Below are 12,789 nucleotides of genomic sequence, written 5' to 3'. Positions count from 1 at the left end.
ATTAAAGAAGCAAATAGCTGGGTTATAAAATTACCAGGCCTGCTAGGATTCATTTTCAAGACCGTTAGGAAGTGAAAACCGCAAGTTGAAACCAATGAAAAACGGCCATTTAGCATAAGCTTAAATGGCCGTTTTTATTTTAATATTTGCAGTCGTTGGCTATAAGGAGAAATCGCTAAAGTCGTCAGTGCCTACTTTTGAATCCACTTGTCCAACCAGGTATGAACTGATTTCTGATTCCTGTGGCGCGACTTGTACGTTATCACTGACCAACCAGTTGTTCATCCACGGTAATGGGTTGCTTTTACTATCGAAAATCGGCTCAAGGCCAATCGCTTTTAGACGAACATTGGTGATGTATTCCACATAGTCTTTCAATATGCTGGCATTCAGACCAATCATCGAGCCGTTTTTAAACAGGTACTCCGCCCACTGCTTCTCTTGTTCCGCGGCTTCGCGGAAGATTTGGTAAGTGGCTTCTAATTGTTCTTTCGCAATCTCCGCCATTTCCGGATCGTCTCTACCATCGGCCATCATGGTAATCATATTTTGAGTACCTGATAGGTGTAGCGCCTCATCACGGGCAATCAACTTGATGACCTTAGCGTTACCTTCCATCAATGAACGTTCGGCAAACGAGAAGCTACAAGCGAACGAGACGTAAAAACGAATCGCTTCCAATACGTTAACCGATACGATCGTCAGGTAAAGCATGGTCTTAATCTTTTTACGGAAATCATGGTCTTTAGCGATGTCGATTTGATTAGCGTACATGTGATTGGTCAGGGCAATCAGTTCATCGTAATACTCAGTGACACTTTTAGCGCGTTTTACAATCTCTTCATTGGTGACAATATCATCAAACACCAACGATGGGTCAGCCACGATATTGCGGATAATGTGGGTGTAAGAACGGCTGTGGATGGTTTCCGAAAACGCCCAGGTTTCAATCCAGGTTTCAAGTTCCGGTAAGGAAACCAACGGTAATAAAGCCACGTTAGGTGAACGACCTTGCACCGAATCCAATAAGGTTTGATATTTAAGGTTGCTGATGAAAATATGTTTTTCGTTCTCAGGGAGTTCCGAGTATTCGGTACGGTCGCTCGATAAATCCACTTCTTCAGGACGCCAGAAAAAACTCAATTGCTTTTCAATCAATTTTTCAAAAAACGGGTATTTTTGCTGGTCATAACGTGCAACGTTAACGTTTTGCCCAAAGAACATAGGCTCTTTCAAAGCATCGTTAGTTGAACGACAGAATGTAGAATAAGTGTGTTTATCTTGGCAGCTCATGTACTGTTCACCTAATACGTATTGGGAATAAATTTAGTCGAAACATTGTAGTACAGTTTTGTATTTATGAACAGTTCGCAAAGAGCCTTTTTGTGCTTTATATCGCCTATATAGTGGTTGTTTTTTTTAATGCCACAAGATAAAAGTTTTATGGCGAACTCTCAATCAAGCGATTTTGCTTGGCTTTAACTCTGTGATTTCAGATAATGAAATCTCATTTAGGTTTCAAAGTGCTATCAGAGAGGATAAGCATGTCGTTCAAAGAAAAGCTGATTTGGTTACAGGGTAAGAAGGTTGCGGTATGTGATACCGATAAAACCCGTGCGGCTGAAATAAAAGCTTTTTTGCAACATTATGGTGTTGATGTGATTTGGATGAGAACGGCTCAAGAGATGTTGGCCGATTTAGAATCGCGTCGTTATTCAACACATCGAGTCTTTTTTGCGGTGTTTGTCTCGGCTGATTTGGCTCATAATTTAAGTCAGCCTTGGGCAGAAATCGTTAAGGTCAATCCGAGCATTTTAAAAGCGCCGTTAATTCTGATGGGCTCGAGCCAGCAAATAAGTGATTCGGCGGATTTGATGAAAGCCGGTTATTTTGCCCACTGCCTAATCAATCCTATTTCCCCGCATGAAATGTTAAGGGTCTTAAGGCGTCTAAACCGCTGGAACGCGATGCGAGGTGATACGACGCCAGCAGCAATCTTGGCGAAATGAGCCTTAAGGTATTTCGCTATTTCAATGAAGATTTTGGATATTACCAGGCCTGGTGGGTTTAAATTTTTTGCGTTTGTAAAACAGCAAAAACCTAGCTGTTAATGATAAACACCTTTTCTAACGCGTCTACACCTTTTCGGCTAAACGGCTTTTCTTCTACTTTGGTGACTTTGGCAAACGGTTCGAATAGTGAACGGACTTCTTGTTCGCTGACCGAAAACGGCGGCCCAGGCATTTTTGATTGGTCATATTCCATGGTGACCAATAAGTACTGGGTTTTGGCGGGCAAGATTGCCTGTAAATGAGAGACATAGTCTTGGCGCATTTTTTCTGGCAACGCCACTAAAGCGGCACGGTCGTACACCAGTTTGATATCTTGACACTGTTCAGCGGTTAAATGAAAAAAATCACCACACAATAACGTCATATCCGGCATTTTGTAGCCACAATGGTTGGCTTGTTGAATCGCTTCGGCTTGCAAATTGTTTTCTGCCAAAAACTCCTCCAACGCTTTAGGGCTTAATTCAATCCCTAATACCGCATGGCCTTGTTGAGCCAACCACAACATATCCAGCGTTTTACCACACAGTGGCACCAACACTTTTTCATCACCCTCTAATTGCAGTTTTGGCCAATGACTTTTCAAATACTCATTGATATCCGCCTGGTGAAACCCCACAACACCACTGGCCCACATATCGTGCCAAAAATTTGCTTCCATTAATCCATTCCTTTATAGCTAAGCCTTTATAATATGGGGCATATATTAACACAGAGCCGGGTTTCACTTAATCAATGATGCCGAACTGAGCTTTCTCAAAACAAGAACCAAATCCAATGAATCACGACAAAAACCACGACAAAAATCAAGACGAGAATCACAACACGTTTTCACCCTCAAGCCATCCTCAACCAGCGCTTAAAATCTGGCAAAAGAATTGGTTTAAAAACCTGCTGACGGTAGTCATTTTTATTGGGGTGTTCCTTTCAGTTCGCCCTTTTATGCAAGGTGACGTGATTCACGGTCAAGCGCCAATCATGCACGTCACATCTATCACCGGTAAGACCTTGGATTTGCAGGCGATGAACCAACAAGGTAAACCGGTATTGGTACATATTTGGGCAACCTGGTGTCCGATTTGCCAAGTGAGCAAAGGCGGTATTGAATCGGTTGCCGAAGACTATGCGGTGATCAATATCGCGACTCAGTCGGCAGACGATGAACAACTCCTGACCTACGCTCAAGAGAATCAGATGAATCCGGATTTTATCGTCAACGATTTAGAAGGCCATTGGCTCAAAACCTTTGGTGCCAAAGCGGTACCTGCGGATTTTGTGGTTGCGCCTAACGGTGAAATCAAATTCATTGAGGTGGGCTTTACTACCGCTTGGGGTTTACGCTTACGACTTTGGTGGGCAGGTTTGGTAGATAAAAATACACCGATTACTGGGGTTCAACCATGAAATATGATGGCATGGTTATTCACAGCACGCGTGATGAATTTGGCTTAATCGAGGTGGTGGATAATCGCGTTACTCGAAAACTGCATTTTGATTCGCCCATTGAGCAGAGCTGTTTATACCTCAATGCGCCGATGACGTTGAATTTTGAGTATCAAGAGAAAATCATTGAACGGGTTCACGCTTTTGCTTCCGGCAAAAAAGCCAACCAATCCATTAGAGTGTTAATGCTCGGCTTAGGCGGCGGCTCGATGGCCACCCATCTGTTCCACACCCAGCCTAATTTGCAAATCACCGTGGTGGAGTTGCGCCAAGCCGTAATCGATTGTGCTTACCGATTCTTTCAGCTTCCGAATGAGCCTGAAATTGAAACCGTGCAAGCCAATGCTATCGAGTTCATCAAAGAGAATGAACACGATTATGATGTGATTATTGTCGATATATTCAATGCCGAAGGTTTACCCTCCGAACTCAGTGACCAGCAATTTCAAGAAAATCTCTGGCAAGCTTTACGCTCGCCAGGCCTGGTGGTATTTAATCTTTGGTATCAATGGGATAAAAAACAGCCCAATGGCAAACCGTTAACCACCTCCGAAACCCAGGAGGTTGTAGAATTTTGGCAGACAATCGAGAATGAAAATACCGACTGTACATTAAATCGCTATAATATCTCGTCCAGCCAAAACTTGATTTTGGAAGTGGTAAAAGACTGACTTCCTATCTGTTGTAAGCACAATTTAACTCATTCAATTCACTGAACTCTAAGCGACGATTTTTATGGCACTACTTTTTTTACGCGACATCTCTTTAAGCTATGGCGCCGCCCCTTTACTTGATAAGGTCTCTTTTCAACTCGAACCGCAAGAACGCGTGTGTATCGTTGGCCGTAATGGCGAGGGCAAATCCACATTATTGAAAGTGATTGAAGGCATTGTGCAAGCCGATGGCGGCACCCGCATTGTGCAAGATGGCGTAAAAATCGCCAAACTGCAGCAGGAAGTGCCGCATGACACCACTGGCAGCGTGTTTCATGTCATTGCAGATGGTATGGGCAATATAGGTCATCTATTGGAAGAGTTCCATCAACTCAGCTTGGCGCTTGAACAAAACTACAGTGATGAAGTCTTAGAGAAATTCACCAAAACCCAGCAAGACATCGAAGCGCAAAACGGTTGGGAGTTGAAACAACGTGTGGACACCATCATCTCTAAACTCGGTTTACCCGAGGACAGTGAGTTCTCCAAACTCTCTGGCGGGATGAAACGCCGCGTGTTATTGGCACAAGCCCTAGTGCAAAACCCGGACATTCTGTTGCTGGATGAGCCGACTAACCATTTGGATATCCCCTCCATTCAATGGCTAGAGGGCTTTTTAAAGAACATTCGCTGTTCACTAATTTTCATTACCCACGACCGTGCCTTTTTGCAAGCGTTGGCCACCCGTATCATTGAGCTGGATCGCGGTAATCTGAGCAATTGGAACTGCGATTACCACACCTATTTAGAACGTAAGGCCGAAACCCTGGAAGCGGAAGCCAAACAAAATGCGCTGTTTGATAAAAAGCTCGCGCAGGAAGAGACTTGGATTCGCCAAGGCATCAAAGCACGTCGTACCCGTAATGAAGGCCGCGTGAGAGCGCTTGAAAAACTGCGCGAAACTCACAAGGCGCGCCGTAGTCAGCAAGGTACCGCCAACTTACAAGTTAACCGCTCGGATGCTTCTGGTAAGCAAGTGTTTGATATTGAACACCTCACCTTTAACTGGCCAAACAAACCGATTGTCAGCGATTTAAGCACCATGATCATTCGTGGCGACAAGGTGGGGATTATCGGTGAAAACGGCTGTGGTAAATCCACTTTGCTGGCGCTGTTGCTGGGTAAACAGCAACCCGATTCAGGCACGGTCAAACTCGGTACCAATATCGATATCGCCTATTTTGACCAACATCGTGCGCAATTGGATGAAAACAAGCCGGTGGTGGAAAGTGTGCTTGAAGAGAGTGACCATGTGGAAATTAACGGGCAACGTAAGCATGTGATGAGTTATTTGGCGGATTTCTTATTCCTGCCAGAGCGTGCTCGTCAGCCGGTCAAATCGTTATCCGGTGGTGAACGTAACCGCCTTTTATTGGCGCGCGTATTTGCCAAACCATCCAACCTCTTGATATTGGATGAACCCACCAACGATTTAGATGTGGAAACTTTAGAGCTGCTTGAAGAGTTATTGATGAACTATCAAGGCACGGTGTTGATTGTAAGCCACGACCGAGCGTTCTTAAACAACGTGTGTACCAGCAGTTTGGTGTTTGATGCTCCGGGTGTGGTCAATGAATATGTCGGTGGTTACGACGACTGGTTACGCCAACGTCCAGCGCATTATGGCGATGTGACCAAAATAACCGGAACCCGCCAGCCGGAAGCTGAAAAACCCAGCCCAGTAGCGCAAGTGGCAGCCGTTGAAACGACACTGGCTAAAAAGCCTAAAAAACTGAGCTACAACGACCAACGTGAATACGATGCGTTACCCGAATTGCTGGAGAGTTTAGAGGCGGAATTGGAAGCGCTTAACGAGCAAATCGCGCAACCCGACTTTTACCAGCAAGGTGAGGAAGTGGTGCAAGCGACTTTGAAAAGCTTGAATGATAAAGAAAGTGAATTAGAAGCCGCATTTGAACGTTGGGAAATTTTAGAGTCTATGGTGATGGGTGAGGCTTAAGTTTTTAAAAGCGTTTGCAAAACTTAGCAGGCCTGGTTGCTTTATTTTTAGTTTTAAAAGTTGATTAGTCTTCTTTGTTGAGAAGCCTTTTTGTATATTTATACACCTTTAATATTAGTTTTAGGCTTCCCGTTACTATTTTGCTTGTCCAAAATAGTAACCACAAAAGGACACCCCGCTCTCTCAATAGGTAAGTTCTAAACTCATTCACTGAAAACGCTGAACTCGCTTCGCAAGCTACGCTCAAACAGCAGCGTTTTTTTACCGTTCACTTCGTTAAGAACTTTACACGCTTTCGTTCAATGGGGACTTTTGGCGTTTGTGACTGAGTTTACAGAACAACAAAATGAACCAGGCCTGGTTATATTTTTCAACCCAAAATAAATCAAACAATAAAACAATGAGATAACGTAGAAAAAAACTCCCTTCTGTAAGCACTTGTTATTGAACTTAGTGAAGGACGCGTTTAAACATTCCTGCTGTTTGAGCATAGCGAGTTCAGGAATGTCAGCGGACAAGCATAGTGAAATCAAGTGTGTCAGCAGGGTGTCTTTTGTTTGGTTACTTTATTTGGACAAGCAAATAAAGTGACGGGAAGCCTTTAGATAAAATTAAAGGTATATCATTAATAAAAGGCTTCTCAATTTCTAAGATTAAATAAACCTTAAAACCAAAAAAACAATCAGGCCTGGTCATCTTAAATTAGTGTCTTTTGGTTTTTTTAATAAAACCAAAGTGGAATACCGGGGACTTCAGAAGCTTTCCATGGGTTTTCGAAGATTTTATGAAGGCATAATCTCTGAGTATCTACTGAAGTGCTCAAAGCCTTTTGGATCGATTTTATCGAGTTTTGGGCTAACGAAGGTGGCGCATAACAGGTGCTTGATGCCATATTCTTTTGCGGTGCTAAGCGCATGGGTGTTGTCATCAATCAACAGGGTTTTATCTGGATTATAGGCGATGACTTTTTGGATTTCTGACCAGATAGCAATGTCTTCTTTTGGCATGCCGAAATCGTGTGCTGAAATCAATTTATCGAAGTAGGGTTCAATCTCGGTCATTTCCAGTTTTATCGCCAAGCTATCACGGTGCGCATTGGTCACCATAACCACGGTTTTGTTGTGTTTTTTTAAAAAAGCCAAAAATTCCATGACTTCTGGATGCACTTTAATCTGATGGCGTAACTCTCTTTTTAAGGCAGCGATAGGTAGATTCAAGGTTTCGCTCCAGTAGTCCAGGCAGTACCAATTAAGTGTGCCGGTTTGCGAGTGAATCTTGCTGTGAATCAGTTCCTTGGCTTGTTCAATTGTCATCTGGTTTTTTTCAGCGTAAGCTTGCGGAATCACATCCATCCAAAAATGCCAATCAAAGTGCAAATCAAGCAGGGTGCCATCCATATCGAGTAGCACGGTTTCGATTTTTGACCAGTCAATTAAGTGGTTTGAGGTTGTCTGTGTCATTGGCAATTTTTATCCTGTAGCGTTATGATGAATCCATTAAACCATTGAGTCGGTTGGTGCTTTTATACGCATCTTTAAAGAGAACTCAATTTAAGCAGATAATCTTTTCGAGTAAGCTTGCATGTCTAAGAAAACGCCTACCATTTTAGCTGAAAATATTGCCGCCAAGTCACGGATTTTTACGGTACAAAAGCAAGAGCTTGAGTTTGCCAATGGCACACAGGTGAGTTATGAGCGCTTATTGGGAAGTACGGATGGTGCGGTATTGATTATTCCGTTATTGGATGATGACCATGTGTTATTAATCCGAGAATATGGTGCGGGCGTAGGTCGTTATGAGTTGGGTTTTCCAAAAGGTAAGGTCGACCCCGGTGAAACTTGGAAAGAGGCGAGTATTCGCGAAAGCCAAGAAGAGGTAGGGCATTTGCCGCAAGAGGTTCGTCTTCTGGATTCTGTCAGTTTGGCGGCGGGTTATATGACCCATTACACGCACATCGTATTGGCGACAGGTTTGTCTCCCCAAGAGGCGGAAGGCGATGAGCCAGAACCCTTAGAGGTCATCAAATGGCATCTCTCCGATTGGCATAAGTTACTTGCGCATCCGGAATTTTCTGAGGGAAGGGCTTACGCCGCATTGATGTTGTTATTGAAAGAACGCGGTTATATTTAGATTTTTCTAAAATGATGTATATAGGTAGTGAATCGATATGTCGAATAAGACTTTACAATTAAAAACTTGGTTGCCCACCGTTTGCCAAATTGCTTATGATGCTGGGCAGTTGATATCGACTTACTATCATCAAAGCCAAGCGGTTGATATTGAACGTAAGTCTGATGGTAGCCCTGTGACTGAAGCGGATAAGGCCGCTGATGAGTTTATCTGTATTGCGCTAAAACATTTAACGCCAGATATCCCTTTGGTCACTGAAGAGAGTATCGGTAATGTCCCTTTTGCAGAACGCCAGGCCTGGTCAACGTATTGGTTGGTGGATCCGTTGGATGGAACCAAGGAGTTCATCGCTGAAACGGGAGAGTACAGTGTCAATATCGCTTTGATTCATAATCACCATCCTGTAATGGGGGTGGTTTATGGAACCGAGTTGGGCGACTTCTATTTTGCCTATCAAGATTTAGATGGTGCCGATTCGAAGTCTGTCGATTCAATCGTGGGTAAGTTGGAGGGGTTATTTCCATCTTCATTACCTTTGGATTGTGATTGGCAATGCCAGCTCAACAAGGCAAAACCCATTCAGGTTGCGGATTTACCGTTGCAGCAGCATGGTGAAGGCCAACCATTTAGAGTGGCGGTAAGTCGTAGGCATGGTAGCCGATTGCAACGTTTTATGGGTGAGCTTGGGCATAGCACTACCGTTAAAATGGGCTCGGCTTTGAAAACCTGTTTGGTGGCGGAAGGTAAGGCGGATGTCTATCCACGTTTTGGGCCCACATCCTTATGGGATACCGGCGCCGCACAATGCATTTTAGAAGTGGCGGGTGGTGCGGTAATCAATGCTGCAGGGCACTCTTTAGAGTATATTCAAACCGAGTCTTTGTTAAACCCATTCTTTATCGCGGTCGGTGATAAAAACCATCATTGGCCTCACTTTCCGGAAGTCATGTAAACGACCAGGCCTGGTCGGTTTTAAAACAAGGTTGGAAACACTAAATTTTGTTATGTATCTGACTAATCTCCTGGTCGCTCAGTCCCAGTATCTTTTGGCTGAGTTTACAAATATCATCATTTGATTTGTTCTCTTGTTTTCCGTGATGATGCTTGATGGCCAAGGCATGAGCCAACTCAATCAAGGCGATCATGTTTTTCAGTTTGTCATTTTCCACTTTATCCAGTGAAGGGGAGTGATGTAACAGCAAAGTCTGTGAGATATAGTTCGGAAGGTTCCACCCATGCGTAAGCACATAGCCAATTGCAGAATGGGTTGTACCAAATCGAGCCTCTTCATCCTCCTCAAGGCCAAAATGGTTGGTTTGTTTACCCACAAAAGTCGCACCGTAGTTCTCATCTATCTCGGCAAGAATAAATGCCCCGATGTCATGAATCAGTCCCAATAGATAAGCTTCATCAGGACGAATAAATTTGTTATAACGTGCGATTTCCATGGAAATATTGGCGATGACTTGGCTGTGGTAACTTAAGCCAGCGATTTTACTGGTGTTTAAAAGCTCTTTAACTGAAATCGCCATGACATAATTCTTAAGGTATTTGGTGCCTAAGCGAAGAATGGCGGTATCAATGTCTTTGATTTTGATGTGTGGAGAATTGGTTAAAGCGGGAATGTTCGCTAAACCGACAATTTCTGCAGTGAGTATCGGGTTAACAATCAGTAACTCTTTGATCTTGCTTGCAGAAGGGATTTCGTTCTCTGCAAACAAAGTTTGTAATTGCGCCACAACGGAAGGCAGAACCGGTGCGCTAATTTTGCGTACCAGTTGTTCTGCAACATCAATTTGAGTTTTATAGGACATGGGTTATTTCAGTATTCGATGACGTTATGTAAAAATGGCTGTAATCAGCTTAAACTAATCGTATTCATATTATTTGATGTAAATCAATAATGATAACTTTAGAGTGTATAAACCCAAAAAGCGACTGAATTATAGAATCCAATCGCTTGTTTAAAAGTCAGTCATTGTTATGGTTAAAATGGGGTGTATTGCTCAAGGTCAATGCCGTTAAGGGCGACGTTTACTGTTGTAAACGAGTCTTTAACTAACGTGGAGATTGAGTAATGCAACCATTTTAAAGCTTACAAGCCCCGCCTGCGCAGCCATCATCTTCTTGCGAATCATCCGCACCATCACGTGTATTATGATAATACAGTGTTTTTAAGCCCATTTTGTAGGCATACAGCAAATCTTGTAGAACCAGTTTAATCGGTACTTTATCTTCATTAAATCGTGCTGGATCGTAGTTGGTGTTAGCTGAAATCGCTTGGTCAACAAACTTCTGCATAATTCCCACAAGCTGAAGGTAACCTTTGTTGTCTGGAATGTGCCACAGTAATTCGTAATCATTACGGTGTTCTTTGAAGCCGGGAACAACCTGTTTTAGAATCCCGTCCTTAGATGCTTTAACTGAAACATAGCCTCGTGGAGGCTCGATACCGTTGGTTGAGTTGGTGATTTGCGATGAAGTCTCACATGGCATTAATGCGGTTAAGGTTGAGTTACGTAAGCCATGAGCCTTGATATCAGCACGTAAACCTTCCCAATCCAGATGTAATGGTTCACTGCATACTTCATCCAACTCTTTTTTGTAGGTATCAATTGGCAGAATACCTTGTGAATAGGTCGTGTCTGCAAAATAACTACATGCACCTTGCTCTTGAGCCAATTTGTTAGAGGCTTTAAGCAGGTTGAACTGGATAGCTTCAAAAGTACGGTGCATCAAATTATTGGCTGAACCATCAGAATATTTGGTTTTGTTTTTAGCCAAGTAGTATGCCATGTTGGTCACACCTACACCTAAAGTGCGGCGTCCCATGCTTGAGTGGCGTGCCGCTTCAACCGGGTAGTCTTGGTAGTCAAGCAAGCTGTCTAAAGCACGTACAATCAGTTCAGATAGGATTTCCAACTCTTCCAGGTTCTCTAAGGCACCCAGGTTAAAGGCTGATAAGGTACAGAGTGCAATTTCACCATTTGGATCTTCAACCGAGTTTAATGGCTTGGTCGGCAAAGCAATCTCTAAACATAAGTTGGATTGGTGAACAGGTGCTTTACTTGGGTCGAACGGGCTGTGGGTGTTGCAGTGGTCGACGTTCTGGATATAAATTCGGCCGGTTTGCGCACGTTCTTGAGCGACTTGGGTGAATAGGTCAATCGCTTTAACTTTCTTCTTACGGATGCTTTCATCGGCTTCGTAAATTTTATACAGACGTTCAAACTCAACCTGGTCTTCAAAGAACGCATCGTACAGGCCTGGTACATCAGAAGGGCTGAACAGACTGATTTCACCACCTTCAATCATGCGTTGATACATCATCTTGTTGATCTGTACACCATAATCAAGGTGACGGGCACGGTTCTCTTCAACCCCACGGTTGTTTTTCAACACTATAAGCGATTCGACTTCTAAGTGCCAGATTGGGTAGAACAGGGTTGCCGCGCCACCACGAACCCCACCTTGCGAGCAAGACTTAACCGCTGTTTGGAAGTGTTTGATAAATGGAATCATACCGGTGTGATAGGCTTCACCACCACGGATTTCACTACCTAAAGCACGAATACGACCTACATTGACGCCAATCCCGGCACGTTGTGACACATACTTAACAATGGACGAAGAGGTTGCATTGATTGAGTCTAAGGAATCACCACACTCGATTAACACACAAGAGCTGAATTGGCGTGTTGGGGTACGAACCCCTGACATGATTGGTGTTGGTAAAGATAGTTTAAACAGTGATGAGGCATCGTAGAAGTCTTTAATATACTGTAGACGTGTCTCAGCAGGGTAATGTGCGAATAGGCACATTGGAATCAGCATATAGATGAACTGTGGGCTCTCGTAGATTTTGCCGGTTACACGGTTCTGAACAAGGTATTTACCTTCTAACTGCTTCACTGCGGCGTAACTGAATGTCAGGTCACGTGCGTGGTCGATGTATGCATCGAGTTCGTCAATATCCGCTTTGGTGAAGTCTTCCAAAATCTGGCTATCATAATGACCGCTACGTACCATTTTATTGATGTGTTCAAATAAAGCTGGAGGGGTAAAACGGTCAAAGGCTTTTTTACGTAAATGGAAAATGGCTAAACGGGCAGATAAGTGTTGATAGTCAGGTGCGTTTTCTGAGATTAAGTCTGCGGCAGATTTAACAATCGTTTCGTGAATGTCAGAGGTGGTGATCCCATCGTAGAATTGAATGTGAGAGCGTAATTCCACTTCAGAAACAGAAACGTTCTCTAATCCTTCGGCTGCCCATGAAATGACTCTATGAATTTTTTCCAAATCGATTGGTTCTTGGGTTCCATTGCGTTTGGTTACTTGAATATTTTGATTAGTCATGGGCGTTTTTTTCAACCTGTGTATAAAAAAGACGAACTAAAAAAGAAGTAGAAAAACGAATCTTTAATAAATTCATCAGCTTAGCGTAATATTAGAAAATCAATTGTAATTAAAGATA

11 protein-coding genes are annotated in these 12,789 nt (G+C 43.3%); 6 read left to right on the top strand and 5 right to left on the bottom strand.

The window, feature by feature from the left end:
* Nucleotides 1–159: 159 nt before the first annotated feature.
* Nucleotides 160–1,293, bottom strand: a complete 1,134-nt coding sequence (nrdB, locus tag L6421_RS09375; protein ID WP_237261537.1) for a class Ia ribonucleoside-diphosphate reductase subunit beta — start codon at nt 1,291–1,293, stop codon at nt 160–162.
* Between the two features lie 251 nt (nt 1,294–1,544).
* Here nrdB and L6421_RS09370 point away from each other — a divergent pair, with 251 nt between their 5' ends.
* Complete coding sequence (locus tag L6421_RS09370) at nt 1,545–2,009, top strand: DNA-binding transcriptional response regulator (protein WP_237261536.1); 465 nt, start codon at nt 1,545–1,547, stop codon at nt 2,007–2,009.
* 91 nt (nt 2,010–2,100) lie between these two features.
* Here the strand turns inward: L6421_RS09370 and L6421_RS09365 are convergent, their stop codons facing one another.
* Nucleotides 2,101–2,730: a thiopurine S-methyltransferase gene (locus tag L6421_RS09365; protein WP_237261535.1), complete on the bottom strand. Its 630-nt coding sequence runs from the start codon at nt 2,728–2,730 to the stop codon at nt 2,101–2,103.
* Between the two features lie 116 nt (nt 2,731–2,846).
* Between L6421_RS09365 and L6421_RS09360 the strand changes: the two genes are divergently transcribed.
* The 3 genes from L6421_RS09360 (at nt 2,847) to L6421_RS09350 (ending at nt 6,185) form a co-directional block, all read left to right on the top strand.
* The gene (locus L6421_RS09360; RefSeq protein ID WP_237261534.1) at nt 2,847–3,473 is read left to right on the top strand and encodes a redoxin domain-containing protein; all 627 of its coding nucleotides are present in this window, start codon (nt 2,847–2,849) and stop codon (nt 3,471–3,473) included.
* Nucleotides 3,470–4,183: a spermidine synthase gene (locus L6421_RS09355; protein WP_237261533.1), complete on the top strand. Its 714-nt coding sequence runs from the start codon at nt 3,470–3,472 to the stop codon at nt 4,181–4,183. The genes L6421_RS09360 and L6421_RS09355 overlap by 4 nt, the downstream gene beginning before the upstream one ends.
* A gap of 64 nt (nt 4,184–4,247) precedes the next feature.
* Nucleotides 4,248–6,185 carry an ATP-binding cassette domain-containing protein gene (locus L6421_RS09350; protein ID WP_237261532.1) on the top strand — a complete coding sequence of 646 codons (1,938 nt, stop codon included), beginning with the start codon at nt 4,248–4,250 and terminating at the stop codon, nt 6,183–6,185.
* A gap of 782 nt (nt 6,186–6,967) precedes the next feature.
* Here the strand turns inward: L6421_RS09350 and yrfG are convergent.
* Nucleotides 6,968–7,645 (bottom strand): GMP/IMP nucleotidase, encoded by a 678-nt coding sequence (gene yrfG, locus L6421_RS09345; RefSeq protein ID WP_237261531.1) that lies wholly within the window; start codon nt 7,643–7,645, stop codon nt 6,968–6,970.
* A 121-nt stretch (nt 7,646–7,766) separates the two neighbouring features.
* On the opposite strand from yrfG, the gene nudE reads away from it, so the two are divergent.
* Both nudE and L6421_RS09335 read left to right on the top strand, forming a co-directional pair.
* Complete coding sequence (gene nudE / locus L6421_RS09340; protein ID WP_237261530.1) at nt 7,767–8,315, top strand: ADP compounds hydrolase NudE; 549 nt, start codon at nt 7,767–7,769, stop codon at nt 8,313–8,315.
* A 37-nt stretch (nt 8,316–8,352) separates the two neighbouring features.
* The gene (locus L6421_RS09335) at nt 8,353–9,267 is read left to right on the top strand and encodes a 3'(2'),5'-bisphosphate nucleotidase CysQ family protein (protein WP_237261529.1); all 915 of its coding nucleotides are present in this window, start codon (nt 8,353–8,355) and stop codon (nt 9,265–9,267) included.
* A gap of 40 nt (nt 9,268–9,307) precedes the next feature.
* Here L6421_RS09335 and L6421_RS09330 read toward each other — a convergent pair whose 3' ends face one another.
* Together L6421_RS09330 and nrdA are read right to left on the bottom strand one after the other, a co-directional pair.
* On the bottom strand, nt 9,308–10,129 hold the full coding sequence (locus L6421_RS09330) for an HDOD domain-containing protein (protein WP_237261528.1): 822 nt from the start codon (nt 10,127–10,129) through the stop codon (nt 9,308–9,310).
* 274 nt (nt 10,130–10,403) lie between these two features.
* A complete protein-coding gene (gene nrdA, locus L6421_RS09325) occupies nt 10,404–12,671 on the bottom strand; it encodes a class 1a ribonucleoside-diphosphate reductase subunit alpha (RefSeq protein ID WP_237261527.1) in 2,268 nt (755 codons plus the stop codon).
* Between the last annotated feature and the right edge of the window lie 118 nt (nt 12,672–12,789).

It is taken from the genome of Thiomicrorhabdus immobilis (genome assembly GCF_021654855.1).
Taxonomy (GTDB): Bacteria; Pseudomonadota; Gammaproteobacteria; order Thiomicrospirales; family Thiomicrospiraceae; genus Thiomicrorhabdus; species Thiomicrorhabdus immobilis.
The sequence above is the reverse complement of the archived record's forward strand: the minus strand, read 5'-3'. Positions and strand labels throughout refer to the sequence as shown.

Excerpts from the sequence above, each read along its gene's own strand:
- nrdB (WP_237261537.1), bottom strand. The coding sequence starts at position 1,293 with ATGAGCTGCCAAGATAAACACACTTATTCTACATTCTGTCGTTCAACT.
- L6421_RS09370 (WP_237261536.1), top strand. The coding sequence starts at position 1,545 with ATGTCGTTCAAAGAAAAGCTGATTTGGTTACAGGGTAAGAAGGTTGCG.
- L6421_RS09365 (WP_237261535.1), bottom strand. The coding sequence starts at position 2,730 with ATGGAAGCAAATTTTTGGCACGATATGTGGGCCAGTGGTGTTGTGGGG.
- L6421_RS09360 (WP_237261534.1), top strand. The coding sequence starts at position 2,847 with ATGAATCACGACAAAAACCACGACAAAAATCAAGACGAGAATCACAAC.
- L6421_RS09355 (WP_237261533.1), top strand. The coding sequence starts at position 3,470 with ATGAAATATGATGGCATGGTTATTCACAGCACGCGTGATGAATTTGGC.
- L6421_RS09350 (WP_237261532.1), top strand. The coding sequence starts at position 4,248 with ATGGCACTACTTTTTTTACGCGACATCTCTTTAAGCTATGGCGCCGCC.
- yrfG (WP_237261531.1), bottom strand. The coding sequence starts at position 7,645 with ATGACACAGACAACCTCAAACCACTTAATTGACTGGTCAAAAATCGAA.
- nudE (WP_237261530.1), top strand. The coding sequence starts at position 7,767 with ATGTCTAAGAAAACGCCTACCATTTTAGCTGAAAATATTGCCGCCAAG.
- L6421_RS09335 (WP_237261529.1), top strand. The coding sequence starts at position 8,353 with ATGTCGAATAAGACTTTACAATTAAAAACTTGGTTGCCCACCGTTTGC.
- L6421_RS09330 (WP_237261528.1), bottom strand. The coding sequence starts at position 10,129 with ATGTCCTATAAAACTCAAATTGATGTTGCAGAACAACTGGTACGCAAA.
- nrdA (WP_237261527.1), bottom strand. The coding sequence starts at position 12,671 with ATGACTAATCAAAATATTCAAGTAACCAAACGCAATGGAACCCAAGAA.